Origin of the sequence: Actinoplanes sp. NPDC049598 (genome assembly GCF_040675435.1) — a bacterium.
Lineage (GTDB): Bacteria > Actinomycetota > Actinomycetes > Mycobacteriales > Micromonosporaceae > Actinoplanes.
The window spans coordinates 1-24,594 of the sequence record NZ_JBFAOX010000022.1 but is presented as its reverse complement, the minus strand read 5'-3'; the positions used below and the strand labels follow the sequence as shown (position 1 = coordinate 24,594).

Sequence of the window (24,594 nt, the reverse complement as noted above, 5' to 3'; positions counted from 1 at the left end):
AACCCGGCCCCGGTGGCTCCCGGCGCCGGGTTCTCCCTGATCAGGGCTGGATAGGAAGACTCTGGCCGGCCAGGATCTTCTTGCCGGCCGCGATCTTCGCGTCCCACGGGGTCTTCAGGTGCCACAGCGAGGCCAGCTTGGCCGCGTCGTCGCCGTCGTAGCCCTTGTTGAAGAAGGCGTCGACCGCGGCGAGCTCCTGCTTCTGCTTCTTGGCGGCCGCGACGTTGGCCGGCTTGGGCTTGACCGGCAGCTCCTGACCGGCGAGCAGGCGCTTGCCGGCCTCCAGCTTGGCCGCCGACGGGTCGGCCAGGTGCCAGATGCCGGCCAGCTTCTCGGCGTCCTCGTAGACGTAACCAGCGTCGAAGTACGCCGCGAACTGCTTGTCGTCATCGGGCGAGCTGGGCCGGTCGCTGGGGATCACGTCGGGGTGCGGGCTGACCGGGAGGGTCTCGCCGAGCAGCAGCCGGCGGCCCGCCTCGGCCTTGACGGCCGACACGTCGGTCTGCTTCCAGATCTTCGCCAGCTTCTCGGCGTCACCGAGGCCGTAACCGGCCTTGGCGTAAGCCTCCCAGCGCGCCTGCAGCTCCTCCTCGCTCGGCGTGCTGCTCGACGGGGAGACGGCCGGGGCGGCCGCCACCGGGATGCCGGCCGCGGTGCCGTCGGAGCTACCGGGCAGGAAAGCGGGCAGGTTGATGGCGCCGGCGATCAGGCCGGCGCCGAGCACGCCACCCGCGGCGATCTGGGCGCCCCGCCGGCGGCGCTTGTACCGGCCGGAGAGCTCGACCACGCGGGCGTAGACGGCGGAGGGGTCGGGGGTGTTGTGCTCGTGCTCCGCGAAGGCCTCGCGGAGCTGGTCGGGGTGCTGCTCGGTCACGACTTCTCCTCGGCGGGAATGCTTGCCACAAGCTCCGGCTCCAGCCGGAGGGTCTTCAGCGCCCTCGACGCAAGGGTCCGCACGGTCGCCCGGGAGGCGCCCAGCCGGTCGGCGATCTGGTCGTCGTCCAGCTCCTCGTAATAGCGCAGCACCAGCACCGCCCGCTGTTTGCGGCCGAGACCGGACAGGCTCTGCCAGAGGCCGCCGGGCGCACCACCCCCGGCGGCCCGGAGACGGCGGACCGCCCAGAAACGCCGCCAGGACAGGTACTCGGTGAGCACCATGCGCCGGACGTACGTCTCCAGGTCCTCCGTCTCGCTGATCCGCCGCCAGCGGGAGTGCACCCGGGCCAGCACGTCCTGGACGATGTCCTGGGCGAGGTCACGGTCGCCGGTGAGGACGACCGCGAACCGCAGGAGGCTGGGCAGCCGGGCCATCGCGAATTGCTCGAAGGTCACGCCACTAGGACGGCTCTCGCCGCCCCGCTGTGCAGTCCGCTCCGGAAGTTTCTGGCCGAGTGCGCCCTTTCCGGTGCGGTAGGTTGATCTCCGGTGTGCCGGGAAGTCTGGTCGGCGATCGATGACGGCTGACCACCCTCGGGAGACACATGAGCGCGCTCGCCTGGATCGCCGTCGGCATCTTCGTGATCGCGTACGGGCTGATCGCCACCGAGAAGATCAACCGGGTCGCGGTGGCCCTCGGGGGCGCCGCGATCATGCTGGCCATCGGGGCCACGGACGCCGAGCACGCGTTCTTCTCCGAGGACGCCGGCATCGACTGGAACGTCATCTTCCTGCTGCTCGGCATGATGCTGATCGTCGGCGTGCTCAAACGCACCGGGCTGTTCGAGTTCGTGGCGATCTGGGCGGCCAAGCGGGCCCGCGGCCGCCCGTTCCCGATCATGGTGATCCTCATCGTGGTGACCGGGGTGCTTTCCGCGGCCCTGGACAACGTGACCACGGTGCTGCTGGTCGCCCCGGTGACGCTGCTGGTCTGCGACCGGCTCGGCGTCCCCCCGGTGCCGTTCCTGATCGCCGAGGTCCTCGCCTCCAACATCGGCGGGACGGCCACCCTCGTCGGCGACCCGCCCAACATCATCATCGCCAGCCGGTCCGGGCTGACCTTCAACGACTTCCTTACTGTCCTCGCGCCCTTCGTGCTGGTCGTCCTCGTGGTGCTGGTGCTGCTGTGCCGGATCATGTTCCGCTCGGCGTTCCGGTACGACGCCGAGCGGGCCGCGAAGATCATGGCGCTGCGCGAGGGCGACGCCATCCGCGACCGGCGGCTGGTCGTGCTCAGCCTGGCCGTGCTCGGCGCCGTCCTGGTCGCCTTCACCCTGCACACCGTGCTGCACCTCGAGCCCTCGGTGGTCGCGCTGCTCGGCGGCCTGCTGCTGCTCGCGCTGTCCCGGCTGGACGCGAACGAGGTGGCCCGGGACGTCGAGTGGCCGACGCTGGTGTTCTTCGCCGGGCTGTTCGTCATGGTGGGCGCGCTGGTCTCGACCGGCGTGATCGACGAGCTGGCGCACGCGGCCACCGGGGCCGTCGAGGGCAAGATGTGGCCGGCCACCCTGCTGCTGCTGTTCGGGTCGGGGGTGCTCTCGGCGATCGTCGACAACATCCCGTACGTGGCCACGATGAGCCCGATCGTGGCCGAGCTGGTCGACGCGGCCGGCGGGAACGACCACGCCCAGGTGTTGTGGTGGGCCCTGGCCATCGGCGCCGACCTGGGCGGCAACGCGACCGCGGTCGGCGCCTCGGCCAACGTGGTCGTCCTGGGCCTCGCGGAGCGGGCCGGTCACAAGATCACGTTCTGGGGCTTCACCAAGTACGGCCTGGTCGTCACCGCGATCTCGATCGCGCTGGCCGTGCCGTATCTGTGGCTGCGCTTCTTCTAAGTGCCCAGCATTCTGTCGAGCAGGCCGTCGAGTGTGATCGCGCCGGTCATCACGCGGTCGGGGCCGACGACCGCGACCAGCGGGACATTGGAGCGGGCCATCACCGACGCCACCTCCAGCGCGGTCGCGTCGGCGCTGACCGCGGGCAGCTCGGGGCGGTTGCGCGGCAGCAGATCGGCCACCGTGCGGTCGCCGAGGCCGTCGAAGATGACGTCGGCCGCGGCCTCGTCGATCACCCGGGCCAGGGCCGGGTCGTCCTGGCAGTAGGACGGCAGGGCCAGGCGCAGCACCTGGGTGCCGGCCAGCACGGTCAGCGGCCGGCCCTTCGCGTCGACCACGATCAGGCCGGGCAGGTCCTGCGCCGCGAGCAGCTTGACCGCCTCCCGGGCGGGCACCTCCTCGGTGACCGTGCTCATCGAGATGGACACATCACGGGCGCGCATGGGTCCGACGATACGCCCGGCCCGCACGGGTCAGGTCTGGTAGACGTCCGGCACGTCGTCGCGGTCGCGGTCGACCTGCTCGGCGTCGTACAGCCTGCGGTAGGTGCGGTTGCGGATCCGCAGGATCACCGTGGCGATCAGGGCGGCGATCAGCGAGCCGACCAGGACGGCCACCTTGACGTGGTCGATCTGCTCGCCGCCGTCGAAGGCGAGCTCGCCGATGAGCAGCGACACCGTGAAGCCGATGCCGCCCAGCACGGCCAGGCCGGCCACGTCGATCCAGGCCAGCCCGGAGTCGATGGTGGCCCGGGTGAAGCGCGCGGTCAGCCAGGTCGCCAGCAGGATGCCGACCGGCTTGCCGACGACCAGGCCGGCCATGATGCCGATCGCGATCGGGTCGGTCAGCGCGGAGGAGAGCCCGCCGAGCCCGCCGATGGCCACCCCGGCCGACATGAGCGCGAAGACCGGCACGGCGACCCCGGCCGAGAGGGGCCGGAACCGGTGCTCGAAGTGCTCGGCCAGCCCGGGGCCGTCGTTCCCGTCGCGCCGCAGCACCGGGACGGCGAAGCCCAGCAGCACCCCGGCCACCGTCGCGTGCACCCCCGAGGCGTGCACCAGCGCCCAGGCCGCGGCGGCCAGCGGCAGCAGCAGCCACCAGGAGCGCACCCGCCGCTGCACCAGCACGGCGAACAACCCGAGCGGGACCAGCGCTCCCAGCAGCGGCAGCACCGACAGGTGGGCGGTGTAGAAGACCGCGATGATGACGATGGCGAGCAGGTCGTCGACCACGGCCAGGGTGAGCAGGAAGGTGCGCAGGGCTGAGGGCAGGCACCGGCCGATCACCGCCAGCACGGCCAGCGCGAACGCGATGTCGGTGGCGGTCGGGATGGCCCAGCCCTTCACCGCCCCGCCCAGATTGATCAGCGTGTAGCAGACCGCCGGCACGATCACCCCGCCGACCGCGGCCGCCACCGGCACGGCGGCCCGGCGCGGGTCGCGCAGATCACCGGCGACGAACTCGCGTTTGAGCTCCAGCCCGGCCACGAAGAAGAAGATGGCCAGCAGGCCGTCGGCGGCCCAGGTGCCGATGGTCAGGTCCAGATGCAGGGCGGACGGCCCGATCCGGTAGCCGACCATCGCCTCGTACCCGCTCGACCAGGGCGAGTTCGCCCAGATCAGTGCGATGACGGTGCCGATCAGCAGGAGCGCCCCGCCAATGGTCTCCTTACGGAGCACGTCGGCGATGCGGCGGGCCTCGGGCCACGATCCACGGCTGAGAAAACGCGGGGTTTCCGTCACGGCATCCACTTTCGGGGTCGGTCGGTCACATTGCCGACCAGACTTCCCGGCGCACCGGGACCTACCCTACCTGCTCGCCGGCAACCGGACCTCGAAGCGGCAGCCCCCGGTGACATTGTCCGCCCGGACCTGGCCGCCGTGCGCCTCGACCAGCCCGCGCACGATGGCCAGCCCGAGCCCGCCCCCACCGGCCGCCTCCGGGGTGCGGGCGCGACTGCCACGGAACGCCACGTCGAAGACCCGCGGCAGATCCTCCTCGGGGATGCCGCCGCAGCTGTCCGACACCGCGAACCAGGCGACGCCGCCGTCGCGCCCGGCGTCGATGTGAATGGTGCCGTCGGGCGGCGTGTAGCGCACCGAGTTGGTCAGCAGGTTGTCGATGATCCGGTTGAGCTCGGCCGCGCCGGCCGTCACCACCGGCCACTCGCAGCCGGCCGCCTCGACCCGGATTCCCCGGCGCCCGGCCAGCGGCGCCACCGCGGCCACCGCATCCGAGACGACATCGCCCAGCGGCAGCTCGGCCGGCGCGAGCCGCAGCGCCCCGGCGTGGATGCGGGACAGCTCGAACAGGTCGTCGACCAGCCCGCTCATCCGCTCGGTCTCGGCCCCGATCCGCCGGTGGTACTCGGCCACGGTCGCCGGGTCGGCCACCACGCCGTCCTGCAGCGCCTCGGTCATCGCCCGCAGTCCGGCCAGCGGCGTGCGCAGGTCGTGCGACACCCAGGCCACCAGGTCGCGCCGGCCGGCCTCCATCCGCCGTTCCCGCTCCCGCGCCTGCGCGGCCCACACCGCGGTCGCCGCCAGCCGCCGCCCGAACACGACCCCCAGGCCCAGGCTGACCACGGCCGAGGCGGCCACCGTGACCAGCACGACCTGCGTGTCGTGGGCGGAGAGGAACATGGCCCGTGCCACCGTCACCACGCCGGCCACCACCGCGGCCACCGTGATGGCGAGCAGCACACACACGTGCACGGCGATCGACCGCCCGCGCAGGGCCCGCAGGGCGGCCGCCCCGAGCAGCCCGACGGCGGCGCCCGCGGCCAGCGAGTAGAGCCCGATCAGGAGGATGTCGCGCACGGCTCGTACCGGTAGCCCACACCCCACACGGTCAGCAGCCGCCGTGGCGCCGCCGGATCGGGCTCGATCTTCTCCCGCAGCCGCCGCACGTGCACGGTGACCGTGGACTGGTCGCCGAACTGCCACCCCCACACCCGGTCGAGCAGCTCGGCCCGGGAGAAGGCCCGGGCCGGATGCCGCATCAGGAACTCGAGCAGGTCGAACTCGCGCACGGTCAGCGCCAGCGGCCGCCCGTCCAGCTCGGCGGTCCGCCGCCCGGTGTCGGCCACCAGCTCCCCGTCCCGCAGCAGGGCCGGCCGGGGCGGGGCCGCCGGGGCCGTCCGGCGCAGCACCGACCGCACCCGCAGCACCAGCTCCCGTGGGCTGAACGGCTTGGTCACGTAGTCGTCCGCGCCCATCTCGAGCCCGAGCACGCGGTCGCTCTCCTCCCCCAGCGCCGTCAGCATGACCACCGGCAGCCCCGGCTGATCGGCCCGCAGCCGCCGGCACACGTCGAGCCCGTTCACCCCACCGAGCATCAGATCGAGCACCACCAGGTCGGGCACCTCGGCGTCGACCGCCGCCAGCGCGGCCAGCCCGTCCGCCGCCAGCCGCACCCGGCACCCGTCCTGCTCGAGGTAGCGCCGTACGACGTCACTGACGGTCGGATCATCATCGACCACAAGCACCTGGTGGCTCACTTCTCGGAGGCTACCCACGCTTGGCCGCCCCGCGCCCCTTCCGCCACCTTTCGATTCCCTTACGGCCCACCACCACCGCGGTCACCAACACCAAGATCGAGACCAGGCCCCAGCCGTACGCCCCGTCGAGCGGCCCGGCCACCAGCGGCACCCCCACCACGGCCACGGCCAGCCCGACCAACCCGGCCGTCCGCGCGGGAGCCTGCCATCCGGCCGGCACGACCCGCCCGATCAGCGCCCCTCCCGCCAGCACGAGCGGCATGAAAACCCCGTCGTGCAGCACCAGAACGGCGATGAGGAACACCACCACCCCGAGGCGATCCCGATCGAAGGCGACACCGGTCAGGCCGTACGCCATGACGAGCACCCCCACCCCGATCAGCACCCGCCTCATCGCCGCCGCCGCACGAGGATCCGGGAGACCCACTTGGTCTGCAGAACTCCGGGCCGGTTGGGCGCGATCAGCCGCGCCGGGAAGCCGTGGTCGAGATCGAGCGGCTCTCCACCGAGCCGCACCGCGATCAGCGTGCGCTCGTCGGCCAGATGCGGCCCCGCCACCACCGACGTCCGGTAGCGCCCGCCCGCCTGCAGCGACTCGACCTCCGCCTCCACGCCGTCCAGGTTCGCCCCGAGCAGCGCGGCCAGATCCCGCAGCCGCACCCCGGACCAGGTGCCGCTCGCGCTCCACCCCTCCACGCAGGCGATCGGCAGCACGACAGTCCGCTGCGGCATGGCCGCCAGGTCACTCGCGCTCAAGGCGATGCTGCGGCCGAAGCCGGCCACGGTCAGCCGATAGCCCGGATCCAGCGCCGCGTCCCGCACCCCGGCCGCCGCCGCGGTGCGGTTGACCGGCACGCCCTGGGGCCCGTCGCCCGGCTGCCGCGGCGCGAGCACGCTGACCCCGGCCAGCGGCCGAACAGTCTGTCCCACCGTGGCCACCGTGATGACCCCGGCCGCCGCCCCCACCGCCGCCAGCAGTTGCCTCCGCCCGACGGCCGCACCCTCGGCCGGCGGATCATCCAGCGGCCGGGACCGGTGCAGGGCCGCGCGGACGACCGGGAGCTGGACGCCGATGTGGGTGATCAGGGCGCCGACGGCCACCCAGGCGATCCAGTAGTGGGCGGTGGTGAAGAAGAACGGCATCGGGCCGTACAGGTGGGCGGTGTTGAGGACGCCGCTGATCACCTGGAACAGGGCGGCGGCGACCAGGGCGGCGACGCTCGCGCGCTCGGCGGCGTGGGCGACGGAGCGTACGGGTGGCCAGACGAACAGACGGGGATAGACCGACCAGAGCTTGGCCCCGAGCAGCGGCACGGTGGCCAGCCCGGTTGCCACGTGCAGGCCCTGGGTGAACCGGTAGAGGCCGGCCGGGCGCGACGGCCACCAGAACCAGGCCGGCGGATGCTGAATCAGATGGCTCACCAGGCCGGTGACGAAGCAGACGCCGAAGGCCACGCCGAGCGCGATCCCCAGGATGCTGGTCAGCCGGGCCGACCGCACCGGCCCGCGCCGCGGCGGCGTGGCCGGCCAGGTCAGGAGGCGCGTCAGGCGTGCACGAGGGTGGCGAACCATCGGCCGGCCTCCGTCCAGCTCGAACGGGCGAGCAGCCCGGCCGCCCGGGCCAGGGGTGCGAGGTCGTCCGCCGCCACCTGGGCCCATCTCAGCGGCGCGCCCGGGCCGCCGGTCCGGTCGTGCAGGGTGGCGACGCCCGACCAGCTGCCGGCGCCGGGCGCCGCCAGCTCCGCGTGCAGCCGGCCGTGCGGCGCGAGCAGCTCCCGGCACCGGCGCAGCAGCCCCACCGGATCGCCGCCGATGCCGATGTTGCCGTCGGCGAGCAGGAGATGCTCCCACCGGCCGTGACCGGGCACCGCCGCGAAGACGTCCCGGCGCAGCGCGAGCGCGCCCCGGGCCCGCGCCAGGCGTACGGCCGTGGCGCTCACGTCAATGCCCAGCGCGGGCCGCCCGCGCAGCAGCAGGGCGCTCGTGAGCCGGCCCGGCCCGCACCCGACGTCCAGGGTGGAGCCGACGCACCGGTCGAGCAGCCCGTCGTCGCCGGGCCGCCCCGGACGACACCACCCGGCGGCGTCGACCCGGCGGTGACGCCCGTCGGCCCCCCGCATCGCGAAGGTCGCCTCCTCACCGGCCGCGGCCCGGGTCAGCGCCCGTTCGTAGAGGGTCAGCGCAGCCCGCTCCTCCGGCGGGCACTCCACAACGGCCACGCTCATCGCAGTCCCCTTCCGGCCGGGCTGGCGGTGACCAGCGGGGTGGTCACCGGCTGTGCGCCGGGGAGATGCCGGGCGACCGCGGCCGGGAAGCGGGCGGAAGGCGGGCAGAGGGCCGCCACCTCTCCGGCGTCGGACGCCGTGTCGACATCGCGGAGTTGCGGGAGCAGCGCCGGGTGGACGCCCCGGGTGGACAGGGCGGCGAGCGTCCGGGCAGCGGTGTCCGGGGTGGACATCGGCACCTCGGCGAGAACGTCGGCCGTGGTGGGGTCGGCCAGGCCCAGGGCCCACCAACCGCCGTCGGCGGCGGGGCCCAGGACCGAGCCGTGGTGGTGAAGCTTCACGGCCGCGTCGTGCAGGAGGGCGGTGGTCAGCTGTGGGGTGTCCATGCCGATCAGCAGCGACGGGACGCCGGGCTCATGGGTGTCGGCGAAGGCGTGCCGCAAGCGCTCGGCCAGGCCACGGCCGCGCTGGCGCGTGTGGGACCAGCCGGGCGGGAGCGGATGAGTGCCATCGAGGACGAGCACTCGCCGTACGGCCGGAAGTTGACTTGTGGTTGTCAGGGTGTCGGCCAGGGAGGCGGCGGCTATCGCGGCCGCCTGATCGGGCGTGCAGGGCGGGCACAGGCGGGTCTTGACGCGGCCGGGCACGGGGGCCTTGGCCATCACGAGCAGCTGGATCATCGGGCCAGCACCGCCCGCATGTCCCGGACGGCCTGGGCGGTGCCGCGGACGGTGCCGGTGACCTTCGACCGGGTCCCGGCCGCCCGGGGGTGGTAGGTGACGTCCAGTTCGCGGACGCGCCAGCCGGCTCCGGCGGCGGCCAGGAGCAGCTCCAAGGGGTAACCGCAGCGGCGGTCGCGCAGGTCCAGGGCGAGCAGGGCGTCGTGGCGGGCGGCGCGCATGGGGGCGATGTCGTGCACGGGCAGGCCGGTCACGCGGCGCACCCGCCGGGAGACGACGGCGTTGCCCAGCCGGGCGTGCGCGGGCCAGGCCCGGCGGGTGGTGGGCCGGCGGCGGCCGCAGACCAGCTCGGCCTCACCGGCCCGGACGGGCCCGGCCAGCCCGGGCAGCTCGGCCGGGTCGAAGGAGCCGTCGGCATCCAGCACACAGACGACGCCGTCGGCCGGGTCGGCCGCGAGAACCCCGGCGTGCACCGCGGCGCCGTACCCCCGCCGGGGAACCTCGACGACACGGGCGCCGAGACGACGGGCGACGGCGCGCGAGCCGTCGGTGGAGCCGTTGTCGGCGAGGATCGGCCGGAAGCCGGCGGGCATCCGCGACAGCAGCCACGGCAGGGCGGCGGCCTCATTGAGGCAGGGCAACACCACATCGGTCATGAGCTGGAAGTTATCCCTGGTCAGGGCGACCGGATCTTACAGAACGCGAACGTCGCGACCGGACCTTACGAACCGCTGACGGATCGGACCGGACCGCTCGCCCGGACGGCGCGCGGGCTTACGGTCGCCGGCATGACGCACATTCTCGTGACCGGGGGCGCCGGATTCATCGGCTCGGCCGTGGCCGGCGCCCTGCTCGCCGCGAACCATGACGTGTCCGTTCTGGACAACGGGCATCCGGCCGTGCACAACAGCCCGCCGACGGCGCCGCCCGGCGCGCGCATGCACCGCGCCGATCTGCGGGACCGGGACGCGGTGAGCGAGGCGCTGCGCGGCGTCGACGCGGTGGTGCATCAGGCGGCGCTGGTCGGGCTGGGTGACGACGTCCCGGAATACGTGGGCTGCAACGACCTCGGCACGGCGGTGCTGTTGACCGCGATGGCCGGGGCCGGGATCCGGCGGCTGGTGCTGGCCAGCTCCATGGTGGTGTACGGCGAAGGCGCGTACGACTGCGAAAGGCATGGCGCCGTACGCCCGTCGCCCCGCGCGGCGGCGGATCTGCTCGCGGGACGGTTCGAGCCGCTGTGCCCGACGTGCGGATCGGCCCTGCGATCCGGGCTGGTGGACGAGGACGCGCCGATGGACCCGCGCAGCTTCTACGCGGCGACGAAGGTCGCGCAGGAACACTTGTGCGCGGTGTGGGCGCGCGAATGCGGTGGGGCGGTGGCGGCGTTGCGCTACCACAACGTGTACGGGCCGGGCATGCCGCGCGACACGCCGTATAGCGGGGTGGCGGCGATCTTCCGGTCGTCGCTGGAGCGCGGGGCGGCGCCGCAGGTGTACGAGGACGGCGGTCAGCTGCGCGATTTCGTCCATGTCGACGACGTCGCGAGCGCGAACGTGCTCGCCATGGACACCGCGGACGGATTCCGGGCCTACAACGTCGCATCCGGCCGGCCCACCACGGTCGGTGAGATGGCCGGTGCTATCGCGGAGGCGTTCGGCGGGCCGCGTCCGGAGGTGACCGGCCGGTTCCGGCTCGGGGATGTCCGGCATGTGGTCGCCTCCCCTGAACGGGCGGCGGCCGAGCTCGGATTCCGGGCCGCGGTGTCACCGGCCGACGGGCTGCGGGAGTTCGCGTGCGCACCCTTGCGCGCCTGAGCCCACGCTCGCCCTGGCGCCGCGCCGGGTGGCGGGCGCGGTTCGGTCCATCGCGCCGGGATCGGTGGGCGCGGCTCGGGCCGTCGTCGCGCGGGGATCGGTGGGCGCGGCTCGGGCCGTCGTCGCGCGGGGATCGGTGGGCGCTCGGTGCCGTCGCCGCCTTGGTTGCTGCGGCGGCGCTGGTGGGCGCGGTTCTCGGGTGGGCCGGCCATCCCGTGCACGCGTCGGCCGCTCCCCTGTTCGGTCATGTGCTGCCGCATGCCGGGGTGGGCACGCCGGCCGCGATCGCGGTGGCGCTGGCGGTCATCCGGTGGGGGCCGGGCCTGGCCGAGCGGCTGTCGTGGCGACGGCTGATGGCGGCCACATGGGCCGCCTCACTGGCGTGGACGTTCGCGCTGGCCCTGATCGACGGCTGGCGGCGTGGCCTCGCCGGGCGGTTGACCACGCCGTACGAGTATCTCGCCGAGGTGCCCGCGACGACCGGCATCCCGGCCCTGCTGCGGGGTTTCGACAGCCGGATCCTCGACGGTGGCCCCGATCCGTGGACCACGCATGTGGCCGGGCATCCGCCGGGCGCGCTGCTCGTCTTCGTCGGCCTGGACCGGGTCGGGCTGGGCGGGGGCGGCTGGGCCGCCGTCGCCTGCGTCGTGGGTGGTGGTCTGGCCGTGGTGGCGGTCATGGTCACGGTGCGGGAGCTCGGCGGCGAAGCGGCGGCCCGGGCGGCGGCGCCGTTCCTGGCGCTCTTCCCGGGCGCGGTGTGGGTGGGCGCCTCGGCCGACGGGCTCTTCGCGGGCGCGGCGGCGGTCTCGGTGGCGCTGCTGGCCCTCGGGCTGTCCCGGGGCTCGCGGTGGGCGGTCGCCGCCGCGGGGGCGGGGCTGGCCGTCTGCGCGTACCTCTCCTATGGGTTGGTCCTGCTGGCCCTGCCGGCCCTGGCCGTGATCGTCCTGCGCCGCAGCCGATGGCGCCTCCTGATCTGGGCGGCGGTGGGCACGGCCTTGATCGTGGGCACGGTGACGGGGCTCGGCTTCGCCTGGTGGGAGGGGTACGGCCTGGTGCGGCAGCGCTACTACCAGGGCCTGGCTTCGGAGCGGCCGTACGCGTACTGGGTGTGGGCGAACCTCGCGGCGTTCAGCCTCAGCGCGGGCCCGGCCGCCGCCGCGATCCTGCGCCGCGCCGTGCCGGCCGGCGGCCCGGTCGCGGGGCTGGTTCTGGCCTGGGCCGGGGCCGCGCTGGTGGCGGACCTGTCGGGCATGAGCAAGGCCGAGGTGGAGCGGATCTGGCTGCCCTTCGCGATCTGGCTTCCGGCCGCGGCGTCGCTGCTGCCCCGGCCGGATCGGCGCTGGTGGCTGGCCGGGCAGGCCGCCACCGCCCTGCTCGTCAACCATCTCGTGCTGACCGCCTGGTGACGTACGTATGTGGCCGCGCGGTCAGGCGAGGCCGAGGCCGCGGCGGCCGGTCTCGTTCAGGTCCTCGAAGTGGAAGCGGTCGGGCCACTCACTTTCGTAGTGCTCGGGCGGGAAGTCGGACGGGCTCTCGCCCTTGGCGAAGGCGTCGCGGACGGACGAGGCGTACTTCTCGTTGCGGGGGCACCACGGGGCGGCCGGGATGTACATGACGTTGCCCCAGCCCTGCTGGGCCTCGACCGGGGCGACGCTGTGGATCATGTCGCAGTGCCACCAGACGGAGTCGCCGGCCCGGACGTCGGGGATGCCGGACAGGGCCTCCATGAGCGGGGCGTGCCACTTGTGGCCGGCCGGGAAGACCTGGTTGACGGTGACGCCGCACATGTCGTCGTCCGGGACGTCGGAGAGCAGCGGGCGCAGCATCAGGTAGGCCATCGCCTCGGGGATCGGGACGGTGTGCAGCACGCCCTGGTCGTGGGCCATGTCGGACAGCGCGGTCCAGCCCTGGAACGTGCGGAAGGCCGAGCACATCGTGGAGCCCGGATATTGCGGGCCGTCGGTGCGGTAGGCGGCGTCCCACGGGTCGTACTGCTCGACGCTGCCGTCGAACAGATGCCGGAACGCCTTCTGATAGGCCCGGGTCATCCACAGATCCAGCGTGCCCGGGTCGAGGTGGGTGCCCAGGCCGGCCGAGTCGGCGCCCTCGGGGCGGCGGCGGATCCGGTCGGGGTAGAGCGAGTCGCGGTCCGGGTCGAACCACTGCGTGCCCTCGTCCGAGGTGTGCTTCCACTGGCTGTTGAGGAAGGCCTGCACCTTGGCCATGCGGTCGCTCTGCCGGGCTTCCATCTGGGCGTGCGACCAGTAGATCGGGTAGATCTCGGGCTTGGAGCCGACGCTGCCGAAGAAGTCGTCGCCGGGGCCGCGGTAGTTCTCGAAGAAGTGGTTGCCCTCGACGTAGTCGACGATGCTCTGGTCCCACCGCAGGGCCTGCTCGCGCTCGAAGTGCCCGCGCACGACGAGACAGCCCCGTTTCCTGATCAGGTCGGTCGGCGCGGTGCCCGCCTCGATGTCGGCGTAATCGATGACCGGCCACGGGTTCTCGCCGCGGCGCCGGGTGGCGTTGATGTCGTCGACGGCGGCCTGCACGCGCCGTTCGACGACGGCGAAGACCTCGTCGACCGTACGGCCCGAGGCCTCGATCTGTGCGCGCAGCGCGGCCTTGATCTCGCGGGTCGCGGCGCGCAGGTCGGCGGGAGTCTCCTCCCAGTGCGGCAGGGCGGTGGTCGTCGGCACGGCGGATCTCCTTCTAGTCAAGGCTCCTTACTTGAATAACGGTACGTGTCGCGGAGATCCAAGGCAAGGGGCCTTACTAGAATGGTTGAGTGGAGATCAGTGACGAACAGGTGCTGCGCACGCTGATGCGGCACCGGCGCCTGACCCGGGCCGAGCTGGCCACCGAGATCGGCATCTCGAAGCCGACCGCGGGCGAGAGCGTGCGCCGCCTGACCGAGCGCGGGCTGGTGGCCGACACCGGCGAGCGCACCGCCGGCGGGCGCGGCAAGGGCCGGGTGGGCTCGTACTACGCCCTCTCCCCCGGCGCCGGGGCCGCGCTGGCGGTCACCATCGCCCCCGAGGGGGTCGTGGCGGAGTGCGTGGACGTCTACGGCGACACCGTCGGCCGAGCTTTCCGGCCGGCTCACCCCACCGAGCCGAGCCACGCCGCCGGACCCGCCCACCCCATCGAGCCGAGCTACGCCGGCCGACCAACCAACCCCACCGAGCCGAGCCGGGCTTCTGGGCCGGCCCAGCCAGCGAAACTCGCCGCAGCGGTCGCCTCGGCCGTGGAAGAGGCCACTCGATTGTCCGGCGCTCGGCCGATCCGCCTGGCCGTCGTCGGCGCCGCCGATCCGGTCGACCGGGCGACCGGCCGGCTGGTCCACCTGCCGGATGCCCCTTTTCTGGTCGGTGAGCTCGACCCGGTCGCGATTCTCGCGCCATATGTGTCCGGCCCCGTCACCGTCGACAACGACGTGAACTGGGCCGCCCTGGCCGAACGGGACCACCGGGCACAGCCGAGCGAAGGCTCGCGGCCGAACGGACACGAACAGCCCTCCGAGCATGCGCGTTCGAGCGATGAGCGGGATCGAGCGGGCGACTTCGCGTATCTCTATCTGGGTGAAGGGCTGGGTTGCGCGATCGTCAGCGACGGCGAGGTTCGGCGCGGTCACAGCGGTCTGGCCGGGGAGCTCGCCCATCTGCTGACTGTCGGGCCGGGTGGGCGGGCGGTCCGTTTCATCGAGGTCTTCGGTCGGCTGGGGCTGCGGCGGGACAGCTCCACCGCGATCGACGTCGACCGGCTGCTGGCGAGCGACGCCGCCGCCCGGGCGATGGTCGCCCGGGCGGTCGGTGGGGTCGTCGCAGCGGTGACCGCGCTGGCCGACCCGCGTGAGATCGTGCTCGGCGGCTCGTGGGGGCCGGCCCTGGCCGACGACATCCGGGCCGCCGGCGAGCAGATGCCCCGGCACGTGCCGATCCGCGCCGCTGCGGTCAGCGCCGAGCCGGTGCTCGCGGGCGTGCGGGCCGAGGCCGTCAGCCGGCTGCGGGCATCGCTGATCGCGACCGGATGATGCCGGCCGGGCCCGTCACTCCGATCGCGACCGGATGATGCCGGCCGCGGCCGCCTCGCCCATCCGGATCGCGCCGTCCACGTGCTGGAAGCCGAGGCCGGCCACGTCGCTGCTGACGAACGACAGCGGGCCGACCGGCGTGCGCAGCTCCCGCCCGTACCGGGTGAGCGATCCGATGTCGAAGCTGGTCCCGAACGCCCCGGCCGTCCACTCGTCGGCCTGCCACGGGCTTTCGTAGTACGCCACCGGCGACAGCGCCCGCGGCCCGTAGTAGGCCGCGAGCGACTCCAGCACCTTCTCGCGGCGCTCGGCCGGCGACAGGGCGAGCAGCCCATCCGCCTTGACGTCCGAGACGAAGCCGACCAGGATCCCGCGGTCGTCGCCCTCGATGTCCTCGTTGCTGTTGTCGTACGACTCGTGCACCAGCGCGTACGGGCTGAACGCGGTCCCCGACAACCCTTCGGCGCGCCAGAACGGGGTCTCGTACGTGATGTGCAGCTTGATGACGAGCCCGAACGACTGGTGCTGGCGCATCTGGGCCTGCACCGGCGGCAGCGCCGGCACGTACCGGATCCGGTTCACCAGGGTCGGCGGCACCGCCACGACGACGTGCCGGGCCCGGTACGGACCCACGACCGCGCCCTCGGCCGACCACTCGATCCGGTCGATCGGCGTCGACAACTTCACGTCCACCGCGGAAGCCAACCGCAGCGGCACCTCCTGCAGCCCGCCCACGATGCGCCGGTCGAGGATGAAGTCGGCGTCGAGCAGATGGTCGAAGCCGCCCGCGCTGGCCGCCATCAGCACCGCCGACAGCGCCGAGAACGAGTGCGCCGGCTTGGTCAGCATCGCCGGTCCGATGTAGAGGGCGATGTTGTCCCGCGCCTCCGGATCGTCCGTCTGCCCGGCCAGCCACTCGGCGAACGACATCCGGTCGAGCACCTCGGCCGACGGGTGCTCCCACGGCACGAGCGGGTCCATCCGGGCCGCGAGCCGGTTCAGCTCCTCGGCGACCCGCTTGATCTCGGCCGCCGTCTCCTCCGGCACGGGAAAGGCGTCGCCCCGGAAGGTCCGCCGCACCCCATCACGTCCGATGTAGACGGACTCACCCGACCGGTACCGCGGGTACGTCGACAGGCCCAGCTCGTCGACGAGGCGGAGCAGGGCAGTTTGGTCGGGCGACACCCATTGGCCGCCGATCTCGAGGCGTACGCCGTCGATCGTCTCGGTGAGCAACCGCCCACCGACCCGGTCGCGGGCCTCCAGGACGACCACCTTCAAGCCGGCCTGCTGCAGCCGCAGAGCGGCGGTCAGACCGGTCACTCCGGCCCCGACCACCACGACGTCCACGTCGTTCACGATCCCACCTTCGGTTGTTGCTGGGTGATGCAGTGGATACCCCCGCCGCGGGCGAAGATCACCCGCGCGTCGACCCCGGCCACCTTCCGGCCGGGGTACGCGGCGGCGAGCACCTCGAGCGCGGCCTCGTCCCGCGGGTCGTCGAACGTGCACGCCACGACCCCACCGTTGACGACGAGGTGGTTGACATAGCTGTGGTCGACCGGGCCCTCCCCGTCCTCGAGCCGCGCCGGGGCGAGCAGCTCGACGACCCGCCATCGCGACGGCAGGGCCAGCCGGATCGCCGCCGTCACCTCGAAATCGGGGTGCTCGGGGGCGGGCTGGACGTGCAGCAGCACCGTCCCCGGCGACGGCATGGTGGCCACGATGTCGACGTGCCCGCGCGTGCCGAACTCCTGGTAGTCGCGGGTCAGTCCCCGCGGCAGCCACACCACGTCCCGGACGCCCAGGGTCCGCCGCAGCTCCCGCTCGACGTCCTCCTTGCGCCAGCCCGGATTGCGGCCGGGGTCCAGCTGCACGGTCTCGGTGACCAGCACGGTCCCGGCCCCGTCGACGTGGATCCCGCCGCCCTCGTTCACCATGGTCGAGTCGATGAGCTCGGCGCCCGCCCACTCGGCGACCTGCCGGGCGATCCGGGCATCCTTCTCCCAGTGGGCCCAGCTCTGCCGACCCCACCCGTTGAACACCCAGTCGACCGCGCCCAGACCGCGCGGCCCGACCACGAAGGTCGGCCCCATGTCACGCATCCACGCGTCGTCCAGCGGCGCTTCGAGCAGCTCCACATCGTATCCCAGCCACTTGCGGGCGTGGGTCACCGCGACGGGGTCGACCACCATGCGTACGGGCTCGAACTCGGCCACCGCGAGCGCGACCGCCGCCCAGGCCCGACGGGCCTCGTCGGCGTCGGCCGTGGTCTCGCCCAGCGCGTAGCCGGTCGACGGCCACGCCATCCACGTGCACTCGTGCGGCTCGGTCTCGGCCGGCATCCGCCACTGCGCGCCGGTCACGCCAGGCCTCCGTACGTCTCCGGTCGTCTGGTCGTCAGGAACGGGAACAGGGTGAGCCAGTCGCGGCGCTGGTCGAGGTCGAGATCGGCCACGAGCACCGCCTCCTCGTCGCGAGGGGCCTGGGCGAGGATCCGGCCGTACGGGTCGGCGATGAACGACGAGCCGTAGAAGCGGATCCGGCCCTCGTCGCCGGTCCGGTTGGGCACGGCGATGAACAGGCCGTTGGCGATGGCGTGCCCGACGATCACCTGCTGCCACAACGGTTGCGTGTCGAAGCGGGGGTGGTCGGGCTCGGAGCCGATCGCCGTCGGGTACGCGAGCAGGTCGGCCCCGCCGAGCGCGTACAGCCGGGCCACCTCCGGGAACCATTCGTCCCAACAGGTCGGCAGGCCCAGGCCGGCACCGGCGACGTGATGGACGGGGTAAGCGTCGCCGGCCGGTCCCGGGCGGAAGTACTTGTCCTCCACGTACCCCTCGGTGACCGGAATGTGGGTCTTGCGGGTGCGGGCGACGAGACGCCCGTCCGGATCGACGAGGATCGCGGTGTTGTAGCCGAGCCCGTCGCCGAGGTCCTCCTTCTCGTAGAGGGAGGCGTGCACCGGAATCCCGAACTTGCGGGCCGCCTCGGCCGCGAACGTCACCGTCGGGCCGGTCGTCAGATCCTCGGCTGCCTCGACCGGAACCCCGCGCGGCGCCTCGAAGGCCGGATAGCGCGACAGCGTCAGCTCGGGCAGGAACACGATCTGCGCACCCTCGGCCGCCGCCTGGCCGATCCCGCCGAGCAGCGCGTCCTGCAGCTCCCCGGCGTCGGCCCGCCAGCGGTGCTGCACGACGCCGATCCGCAGCGGCGCCCGCGACGGCCCGTCGACGCGGGCCGGCGAATCGTGCGGCCCGGACCGGATCAGGCGCATGACCACCCCTCCAAACGAATTGTATTCGTTTTAGTATGGTGGGGACCCGACCACTTGTCGAGAGGAGCTCCGTGGGCCGCCCGGCCAAGCCGAAGCTGTCGGTCGACAAGATCGCCGCCGTGGCCCTGAAACTCGTGGACGCCCAGGGCGAGTTCACGATGGGCGAGATAGCCACCGCGCTGTCCGTACGCCCGTCCTCGCTCTACAACCACGTGGCCGGCAAGACCGAGATCGTCGAGGCGATGCGCGCCCGCATCTTCACCGAGGCGCCCTTCGCCGCGGTCCCGGCGCCCTGGGACGACACCCTCCGCGCCCTGCTGCGCCACTACCGTGACGCCTTCGCCCGCCACCCCCGCCTCATTCCGATGCTCACCGCCCACACCGTCTCGTCGCCCGCCGTGGTCCGCATGTACGACGACATCGCCACCGTTCTCACCACCGCCGGCATCCCCACCGCCCGCCTGCTGGACGTCATCACGGTGCTCGACAGCTTCGTGATCGGCTCCGCCCTCGACGTCGCCGCCCCGGACGAGGTCTGGGACAAGGCCCAGGCCCGTACGCCCGTCCTGATCGCCGCCATCGAAGCCGCCGGCCAGGGCCGGCCCCGGGCCGATCGCGCCTTCGAACTCGGCCTGGACCTGCTGCTGACCGCCCTCAAGCGATAGAGCGCCCACCCATCAGCACGTCCCGCACGCGCAGGTCGTCGTCCAGCACGACCACGTCGGCCGCCTTGCCCGGAACGAGACTGCCGGTGCGGTCGGCCAGGCCCAGCAGGGCGGCCGGAGTGGTGGCCGCGGACCGGGCGACGTCCGTGACGGGCAGGCCGGTGACCTGGACGGCGTGCCGCACGGCGGCGTCCATCGTGAGGGTGCTGCCGGCCAGGGCGCCGTCGGTGAGGCGTACGGCGCCGCCGTCGGCGATGACCGGCACCGGGCCCAGGTGATAACGACCGTCGGTCATCCCGGCGGCCGGCGTCGCGTCGGTCACGAACGCGATCCGCTCCGGACCGGCCGCCCCCACCGCGATGCGGACCGCGTCGTCGTGCACGTGGACCCCGTCGTTGATGATCTCGCAGGTGACCGCCGGATTGGCCAGGGCCGCCCCGGCCGGGCCGGGGTCACGGTGGTGGAACTGCCGCATGGCGTTGAACAGGTGGGTGGCCAGGCGGGCGCCGCCGGCGAAGGCATCACGCGCTTGGACGTACGTCGCCTCGGTGTGCCCGACGGCGGCGATGGCACCCGCCGCGACCACCTGCTCGATCAGCTCCGGCCCACCCGGCAGTTCCGGCGCGAGGGTGACGACCCTGATGTGCCCCCGCCCGGCCTCCAGCAGCCGCCCCAGCGCGACCGGATCCGGCGCCAGCAGGAACTCCTGGTGGTGCGAGCCCCGCTTGGCCGGATTGAGGAACGGCCCCTCCAAGTGGATGCCGACCAGGCCCGGCTCCCCCGCGTCGATCATCCCGGCCAGGGTGGCCACGGCCGCGACCATCCGGTCCAGGCGATCGGTGACCAGGCTGGCCAGCGTGCGGGTGGTGCCGTGCCGCCGGTGGAAGGCCACCGCCCGCCGGATCTCCTCCGCGTCGTCGGTGGTGACCTGGGCCCCACCCCCGCCATGCATGTGCAGGTCGACGAAGCCCGGCAGCAGCCACCCACCCTCCACATCGACCACGCGCCCACCTGCCGGCGGACGCCCCCGGCCCACCGCCCGGATGAGCCCGCCGTCGATGGTCAGCCACCCCGGATCGAGAACCACCCCGGGCGTGACGACCCGGCCCCCGCTCAAGGTGAGCACGTCAGTCCGCCGTCCCGATCCCCGGGACCTCATTGAGGTCGTAGTACACGGGGATGCCGCGCTCCCGGGCGATGGCGACGTCCTGGTCGGCGCCGCGGGACTCCCCCGGCAGCCGCAGGACGGCGTCGCAGCGCTCCAGCAGGCGGGCCGCGGTCGGGTACATGACCTGTTCGGCCAGGGGATCGGTGGGGCCGGTGGCGCCGGCGCTGTCGAGAACCGGCAGCGCGACCCATTCGCCGATCATCGGCAGGTGCCCCGCTTTGAACAGGGGCCAGGCCGCGGTTTCGAGCCGCCGCAGGTTCTCCCGCATGAGGGCCGGGTCGCCCCCGGTTCCGGACGCGTACGGTCCGGCGATCAGAATCATCAGGCTCATCGGGGCATTCGATCCTTTACGGTTTCGGGCAGGTGCCGGCGCTCGGGCGCCGAGGCGTGCAGAACCTGGAACAGCTCACCGTCGGGCTTGTCGGGTCGCTGCTCGTGCAGGGTGATGGTGACGAGCTCCCAGGTGCGCGGGTCTATGCCGTACGCCGCCAGCTGGGCCGCCCCGGCATCGACGGCGCCGGCCAGCCGGGTGTCGGCGGCGCGGGCCGCCTCGACGATGTCGGCGTCGGCCGGCAGGGCGGTCCTCTGCCGCAGGGCGTACGCGGGTGGGATCGTCCACTCCGGAGCCTGGTGGGCCGAGCCGCCGATCCAGGTCGGCACGACCGGCCGGCCGAAGTCCCGCAGGATCGCCGTGAAGCCGGCGCCGGACCAGAGGAACGACGCCGCGGCGGCTGCGTCGGCCCACAGATAGAACGGGGCGTACTGGTTCGAGGTGGCGCCGTCGACCCCGCGCTCACGGATCAGGAAGGCCTTCACCCCCAGCCCGGGATAGTTGTCGAGCCGGGGCCCGCCGACGGCGACGCGGTTGCGGATGATCTGCATGTCGTAGTCGGCCGGCAGCGTGATCTCGTACTGCATCAGCAGCATGGCTTTCCTCAGCCCCTGGGGTAGTCGCCGGTGGTGACCGCTTCCAGGACGTCGGCCGCACCATGGCCGTCGTGTTCCTGGATGGCCAGGTGGGACATCGCCGTACCCGCGGCCGCTCCGTGCCAGTGCTCCTCGCCGGCGCCGATCCGGACGACATCGCCCGCTCCGATGCGCTCGGGGACGCGGCCCCGGCTCTGCACCCAGCCGGCACCGGCCGTGACGATGAGCAGCTGTCCCCTCGGATGGGTGTGCCAGCGCGTCCGGCTGCCCGCCTCGAAGTGCACGTGCAGCGCCTCCACCCGGGACGAAGAGGAGGGCGCGGCCAGCGCCTCGAACTGAGCGGGCCCGTCGATCACGTGAGCCGGAGCGGGCCGGGACGTATGCCCGCGAGTGACCATCACGACGTGGGAACCAGTGCTTCGAGCAGGGCGAGCAGGCCCCGGACGGCCTCGGCGAAACGTTCCTCGTCGAGATCGGCCCGGGCGAGCACATAGCCACCCTGCAAAGTGGACAAGATTGTGGCCGCGAGGTCGCGCGGCGCCACACCGGAAAGGAGCTCACCGCGGGCCTGGCCCTGCTCGATCACGGCGGCGATCGCCTCGCGGACGCCGCCGAGCGCCTCGGCCACCGGGCGGCGGAGCGGCTCCGCGGCGTACACGTCCGGATCCTGGGTCATGCGGCCGATGCGGCAGCCGCGGAGCACCTCGCGCTCGCGCGTCAGGAACCGCTCGAGTCGTTCGTAGGCGGTGCCGGGCCCGTCGAGCGCCTCGTGCGCGGCTCGCGTGAGGGTGTCGGCGTTCAGGCGGATCGCGGCCACCGCCAGGTCCTGTTTGCCGCCGAAGTGGTGGTAGAGGCTGCCCTGCCCGACGTTCGCGCGGTCCAGCACGGCGGCGGGGCTGGTGCCGACGTATCCGCGCTCCCACAACAGATCCGCCATGCCCTCGACGAGGCGTGTGCGGGCGTCTTTGGTCATGCCGCCACCATACATACTAGTAGGTATGGCGGCAACGACGATCTCAAGCCAAAGACCGGCGCCGCAATGCCGGATCCCGCACGGCCGGCGACACGTACCCCTGGTCGAGGGCCCCGACGTCGGTGCCGGGCGGCACGATCTCGTCGATCCGGTCGAGGAGGTCGCCGGGGAGGGTCACCTCCAGGCCCGCCAGCAGATTGTCGAGCTGGGCCATGGTGCGCGCGCCGAGCAGGGCGCTGGTCACGCCGGGATGAGCGGTGACGAAGGCCATGGCCAGGTGGATCAGGGACAGGCCGGCCTCGTCGGCGAGCGGGATCAGCTTCTCCACGGTCTCCACCCGGCGCACGTCGGCGATGTGCTTGAAGAAGGCCGTACGGCGCAGGTCGGTGTCCCGCCCCGGCCGGATGCGCCCGGTGAGCGTGCCCTGCGCGAGCGGCCCCCAGGTCAGCACGCCGAGACCGTATCGCTGGGCGGTGGGCAGGATCTCGGCCTCGATCCCCCGGTTGAGCAGCGAATACGGCGGCTGCTCGGTGTGCGGCCGGGCCAGGCCGCGGCGCTCGGCCAGCCACTGCGCCTCGACGATCGAGGTCGCCGGCGTGTTCGAGGAGCCGATGGCGCGGACCTTGCCGCTGCGCAGCAGATCGGTCAGCGCGCCCAGAGTCTCCTCCAGCTCGGTGTCCGGATCCAGCCGATGAATCTGATAAAGGTCGATGTAGTCGGTCCGCAGCCGGCGCAGCGAGTCCTCCACCGCCGCCATGATCCAGCGCCGCGAGCCGCCCTGCCGGTTCGGGTCCTCCCCCATCGGCCGGCCGAACTTGGTGGCGACCACCACACTGTCCCGGCGGCCCTTCAGTGCGGCTCCGACGATCTCCTCGGACTCCCCGTACGAGTAGACGTCGGCCGTGTCGATGAAGTTGATCCCCGCGTCCAGCGCCTTATGGATGATCCGCGTCGCGTCGTCATGATCCGGGTTGCCGACGCCGGCCGCCGCCCCGAACATCATGGCGCCGAGCGCGTACGGACTGACCTTGATCCCGGTCCGGCCGAGTGTGCGATTCTGCATGGCTTCGACCATGACCCCGCGCTGGCTCGCGCGGGAGGGGAGGCTTCATCATGGGAGAGCCACTACCAGGTTGTACGGATTCGCCGGGGTGACATGTGATGAGAGGTAACCGTGGCCCCGGCCTCGGTGGGCTCGCTGCCGGCGCCGCCGGCCTGACGTTGCTGGCCGTCGGCTGGCTGGCGATTCCGGCGCTGCCACCGCTTCCGGTCGGCGTGGCTTTCGTGGCTGTCTTCGCGGCGCTGGCGCTGCTGATCGCGAGCCAGGTGACGTCACGAAAGACGACCGGGCCGAGCACGCGACGCCGCTCGGCGCTCATTTCGGCCGGGGTGATGGGCGGGGTGCTCGTTGCCCTGGCCATCACGGTGAGCGTCACCGGTCCCCACCCCTGGCCCGCCGGCCAGCCCACCATCGTGGACGGGAGCTATTTCCTCAACTCACACGGCACCCTCATTCCGATCACCGGCGCCGAGTACCGCAAGGACCTCAAAGCCGTGATCGCGGCGTTCCTGTGCTTCAGCGCCCTGCTGGACCTGGCCGCGCTGGCCACGCTGGGCCTGGCCACCGGAAAATCCGCACCCCACTCCGGGTGACAAAGGCTCGAGGCCTAGTTGGCCTAGGTGTTCTATCCACGGACGTTGGAAACGCGGCGGGGTCCTGAAATAGGTGAGGACCTCCGGGTGAAGTGGAGCTTTGCGACAGTTCCACACCACACCCGAGCGGTCCTCTATGCCACACGCCAACGCCCCGTTGACCGGACTCGGCCGATTGCGCCTTGCTCGCTGTGTCGTCGATGACGGCTGGCCGCTACGCCGGGCCGCGGAACGATTCCAGGTCAGCCGGCCACGGCGGAACGATGGGCCGACCGGGGCAGCCCCGCCTGGCCCACCTCGACCGGGGCACCCGCGAACCGCCGCCGCTACGAACACGACCAGCCGGGTGACCTGATCCACGTCGACATCAACAAACTCGGCAACATCCCCGACGGCGGCGGCGGGCGCACTCAACGCCGCGCCCCGGGCGAACACAACCGTGCCGCCACCGCCAGGCATACCACCGACGCGTTCGGCGGCGCCCGGCTGAGCTGCGCCTACCTGCACACCGCCATCGACGACCACTCCCGGCTGGCCTACACCGAAATCCTGGCCGACGAAACGAAAGAAACCGCGATCGGCTTCTGGCGACGAGCACACGCCTGCTTCACCGGCCACGGCATCACCATCACCCGGGTGCTGTCGACAACGGCTCCTGCTACAAGTCCCGGCTCTGGCACGACACAAACGCCGAGCTCGGCGTCACCGTGAAGAAGACCCGCCCTTACCGGCCGCAAACCAACGGCAAAGTGGAACGCCTCCACCGCACCCTCGCCGATGAATGGGCCTACGCCAGGCCCTACACACCTACAATCACTGTGAGTCTTGGGGTGGCTGGTCTGGGACCGGCTGGCAGGGTTAGCGGCGGCCGCGTCGCCTCGGGTTGTGACTCATACAATCATTCGCCCC

At 72.7% G+C, this 24,594-nt stretch carries 27 protein-coding genes and 1 pseudogene; 7 read left to right on the top strand and 21 right to left on the bottom strand.

Annotated elements, in window-relative coordinates; all coding sequences use genetic code 11:
• Positions 1–40: 40 nt before the first annotated feature.
• Together AB0J66_RS36760 and AB0J66_RS36755 are read right to left on the bottom strand one after the other, a co-directional pair.
• Positions 41–874 carry a hypothetical protein gene (locus AB0J66_RS36760; protein ID WP_364671034.1) on the bottom strand — a complete coding sequence of 278 codons (834 nt, stop codon included), beginning with the start codon at positions 872–874 and terminating at the stop codon, positions 41–43.
• Positions 871–1,332, bottom strand: coding sequence for a sigma factor-like helix-turn-helix DNA-binding protein (locus AB0J66_RS36755; RefSeq protein WP_364671032.1), 462 nt, complete (start codon positions 1,330–1,332; stop codon positions 871–873). The genes AB0J66_RS36760 and AB0J66_RS36755 overlap by 4 nt, the downstream gene beginning before the upstream one ends.
• A gap of 128 nt (positions 1,333–1,460) precedes the next feature.
• Here AB0J66_RS36755 and AB0J66_RS36750 point away from each other — a divergent pair, with 128 nt between their 5' ends.
• Positions 1,461–2,771: an ArsB/NhaD family transporter gene (locus AB0J66_RS36750; RefSeq protein ID WP_364671307.1), complete on the top strand. Its 1,311-nt coding sequence runs from the start codon at positions 1,461–1,463 to the stop codon at positions 2,769–2,771.
• Here AB0J66_RS36750 and AB0J66_RS36745 read toward each other — a convergent pair.
• The 9 genes from AB0J66_RS36745 to AB0J66_RS36705 all read right to left on the bottom strand — a co-directional run bounded on the left by AB0J66_RS36745 (position 2,768) and on the right by AB0J66_RS36705 (position 9,831).
• Positions 2,768–3,214: a CBS domain-containing protein gene (locus tag AB0J66_RS36745; RefSeq protein ID WP_364671030.1), complete on the bottom strand. Its 447-nt coding sequence runs from the start codon at positions 3,212–3,214 to the stop codon at positions 2,768–2,770. The two genes, AB0J66_RS36750 and AB0J66_RS36745, sit on opposite strands and share 4 nt — an antisense overlap.
• A 30-nt stretch (positions 3,215–3,244) precedes the next feature.
• On the bottom strand, positions 3,245–4,513 hold the full coding sequence (nhaA, locus tag AB0J66_RS36740) for a Na+/H+ antiporter NhaA (protein ID WP_364671027.1): 1,269 nt from the start codon (positions 4,511–4,513) through the stop codon (positions 3,245–3,247).
• Positions 4,514–4,579: 66 nt separating this feature from the next.
• On the bottom strand, positions 4,580–5,590 hold the full coding sequence (locus tag AB0J66_RS36735) for a HAMP domain-containing sensor histidine kinase (RefSeq protein WP_364671025.1): 1,011 nt from the start codon (positions 5,588–5,590) through the stop codon (positions 4,580–4,582).
• Entirely contained in the window at positions 5,572–6,270 is a 699-nt protein-coding gene (locus AB0J66_RS36730) for a response regulator transcription factor (RefSeq protein ID WP_364671023.1), read from the bottom strand. Before AB0J66_RS36730 ends, AB0J66_RS36735 begins: the two co-directional genes overlap by 19 nt.
• Before the next feature lie 10 nt (positions 6,271–6,280).
• A complete protein-coding gene (locus tag AB0J66_RS36725; RefSeq protein ID WP_364671020.1) occupies positions 6,281–6,664 on the bottom strand; it encodes a hypothetical protein in 384 nt (127 codons plus the stop codon).
• Positions 6,661–7,842 carry a molybdopterin-dependent oxidoreductase gene (locus AB0J66_RS36720; RefSeq protein ID WP_364671018.1) on the bottom strand — a complete coding sequence of 394 codons (1,182 nt, stop codon included), beginning with the start codon at positions 7,840–7,842 and terminating at the stop codon, positions 6,661–6,663. Before AB0J66_RS36720 ends, AB0J66_RS36725 begins: the two co-directional genes overlap by 4 nt.
• Positions 7,815–8,495 carry a class I SAM-dependent methyltransferase gene (locus tag AB0J66_RS36715; RefSeq protein WP_364671016.1) on the bottom strand — a complete coding sequence of 227 codons (681 nt, stop codon included), beginning with the start codon at positions 8,493–8,495 and terminating at the stop codon, positions 7,815–7,817. Before AB0J66_RS36715 ends, AB0J66_RS36720 begins: the two co-directional genes overlap by 28 nt.
• Complete coding sequence (locus AB0J66_RS36710; protein WP_364671013.1) at positions 8,492–9,175, bottom strand: TIGR04282 family arsenosugar biosynthesis glycosyltransferase; 684 nt, start codon at positions 9,173–9,175, stop codon at positions 8,492–8,494. Before AB0J66_RS36710 ends, AB0J66_RS36715 begins: the two co-directional genes overlap by 4 nt.
• A complete protein-coding gene (locus AB0J66_RS36705) occupies positions 9,172–9,831 on the bottom strand; it encodes a glycosyltransferase family 2 protein (RefSeq protein ID WP_364671010.1) in 660 nt (219 codons plus the stop codon). Before AB0J66_RS36705 ends, AB0J66_RS36710 begins: the two co-directional genes overlap by 4 nt.
• Before the next feature lie 132 nt (positions 9,832–9,963).
• On the opposite strand from AB0J66_RS36705, the gene AB0J66_RS36700 reads away from it, so the two are divergent.
• Complete coding sequence (locus AB0J66_RS36700) at positions 9,964–10,992, top strand: NAD-dependent epimerase/dehydratase family protein (protein WP_364671007.1); 1,029 nt, start codon at positions 9,964–9,966, stop codon at positions 10,990–10,992.
• Positions 10,993–11,153: 161 nt separating this feature from the next.
• Positions 11,154–12,398: a hypothetical protein gene (locus AB0J66_RS36695; RefSeq protein WP_364671004.1), complete on the top strand. Its 1,245-nt coding sequence runs from the start codon at positions 11,154–11,156 to the stop codon at positions 12,396–12,398.
• Positions 12,399–12,419: 21 nt separating this feature from the next.
• Here AB0J66_RS36695 and AB0J66_RS36690 read toward each other — a convergent pair whose 3' ends face one another.
• Positions 12,420–13,688 carry a YbiU family protein gene (locus tag AB0J66_RS36690; protein ID WP_364671001.1) on the bottom strand — a complete coding sequence of 423 codons (1,269 nt, stop codon included), beginning with the start codon at positions 13,686–13,688 and terminating at the stop codon, positions 12,420–12,422.
• A gap of 89 nt (positions 13,689–13,777) precedes the next feature.
• On the opposite strand from AB0J66_RS36690, the gene AB0J66_RS36685 reads away from it, so the two are divergent.
• On the top strand, positions 13,778–15,022 hold the full coding sequence (locus tag AB0J66_RS36685) for an ROK family protein (RefSeq protein ID WP_364670999.1): 1,245 nt from the start codon (positions 13,778–13,780) through the stop codon (positions 15,020–15,022).
• A gap of 15 nt (positions 15,023–15,037) precedes the next feature.
• On the opposite strand, the gene AB0J66_RS36680 is transcribed toward AB0J66_RS36685, so the two are convergent.
• From AB0J66_RS36680 to AB0J66_RS36670, 3 genes are read right to left on the bottom strand one after another with little or no spacing between them, the layout of a single operon-like run.
• Positions 15,038–16,381 (bottom strand): NAD(P)/FAD-dependent oxidoreductase, encoded by a 1,344-nt coding sequence (locus AB0J66_RS36680; RefSeq protein ID WP_364670996.1) that lies wholly within the window; start codon positions 16,379–16,381, stop codon positions 15,038–15,040.
• A complete protein-coding gene (locus tag AB0J66_RS36675) occupies positions 16,378–17,388 on the bottom strand; it encodes an agmatine deiminase family protein (RefSeq protein ID WP_364670994.1) in 1,011 nt (336 codons plus the stop codon). Before AB0J66_RS36675 ends, AB0J66_RS36680 begins: the two co-directional genes overlap by 4 nt.
• Positions 17,385–18,299, bottom strand: coding sequence for a nitrilase-related carbon-nitrogen hydrolase (locus tag AB0J66_RS36670; RefSeq protein ID WP_364670991.1), 915 nt, complete (start codon positions 18,297–18,299; stop codon positions 17,385–17,387). The genes AB0J66_RS36675 and AB0J66_RS36670 overlap by 4 nt, the downstream gene beginning before the upstream one ends.
• A gap of 71 nt (positions 18,300–18,370) precedes the next feature.
• On the opposite strand from AB0J66_RS36670, the gene AB0J66_RS36665 reads away from it, so the two are divergent.
• Positions 18,371–18,964, top strand: a complete 594-nt coding sequence (locus AB0J66_RS36665; RefSeq protein WP_364670989.1) for a TetR/AcrR family transcriptional regulator — start codon at positions 18,371–18,373, stop codon at positions 18,962–18,964.
• Here the strand turns inward: AB0J66_RS36665 and nagA are convergent.
• From nagA to AB0J66_RS36635, 6 genes are read right to left on the bottom strand one after another with little or no spacing between them, the layout of a single operon-like run.
• The gene (nagA, locus tag AB0J66_RS36660; RefSeq protein WP_364670987.1) at positions 18,954–20,090 is read right to left on the bottom strand and encodes an N-acetylglucosamine-6-phosphate deacetylase; all 1,137 of its coding nucleotides are present in this window, start codon (positions 20,088–20,090) and stop codon (positions 18,954–18,956) included. The two genes, AB0J66_RS36665 and nagA, sit on opposite strands and share 11 nt — an antisense overlap.
• Before the next feature lies 1 nt (position 20,091).
• Positions 20,092–20,463 (bottom strand): DUF4406 domain-containing protein, encoded by a 372-nt coding sequence (locus AB0J66_RS36655; RefSeq protein ID WP_364670984.1) that lies wholly within the window; start codon positions 20,461–20,463, stop codon positions 20,092–20,094.
• Positions 20,460–21,059 (bottom strand): DUF4865 family protein, encoded by a 600-nt coding sequence (locus tag AB0J66_RS36650; protein WP_364670981.1) that lies wholly within the window; start codon positions 21,057–21,059, stop codon positions 20,460–20,462. Before AB0J66_RS36650 ends, AB0J66_RS36655 begins: the two co-directional genes overlap by 4 nt.
• Positions 21,060–21,067: 8 nt before the next feature.
• Positions 21,068–21,457 (bottom strand): cupin domain-containing protein, encoded by a 390-nt coding sequence (locus AB0J66_RS36645; protein ID WP_364671304.1) that lies wholly within the window; start codon positions 21,455–21,457, stop codon positions 21,068–21,070.
• Positions 21,457–22,032: a TetR/AcrR family transcriptional regulator gene (locus AB0J66_RS36640; protein WP_364670979.1), complete on the bottom strand. Its 576-nt coding sequence runs from the start codon at positions 22,030–22,032 to the stop codon at positions 21,457–21,459. Before AB0J66_RS36640 ends, AB0J66_RS36645 begins: the two co-directional genes overlap by 1 nt.
• Positions 22,033–22,075: 43 nt before the next feature.
• Positions 22,076–23,095 (bottom strand): aldo/keto reductase, encoded by a 1,020-nt coding sequence (locus tag AB0J66_RS36635; RefSeq protein ID WP_364670976.1) that lies wholly within the window; start codon positions 23,093–23,095, stop codon positions 22,076–22,078.
• A gap of 98 nt (positions 23,096–23,193) precedes the next feature.
• Here AB0J66_RS36635 and AB0J66_RS36630 point away from each other — a divergent pair, with 98 nt between their 5' ends.
• Together AB0J66_RS36630 and AB0J66_RS36625 are read left to right on the top strand one after the other, a co-directional pair.
• Complete coding sequence (locus tag AB0J66_RS36630; RefSeq protein ID WP_364670973.1) at positions 23,194–23,685, top strand: hypothetical protein; 492 nt, start codon at positions 23,194–23,196, stop codon at positions 23,683–23,685.
• Positions 23,686–23,821: 136 nt separating this feature from the next.
• Positions 23,822–24,488, top strand: a pseudogene (locus tag AB0J66_RS36625) (DDE-type integrase/transposase/recombinase); the annotation flags it as partial.
• Positions 24,489–24,594: the final 106 nt, after the last annotated feature.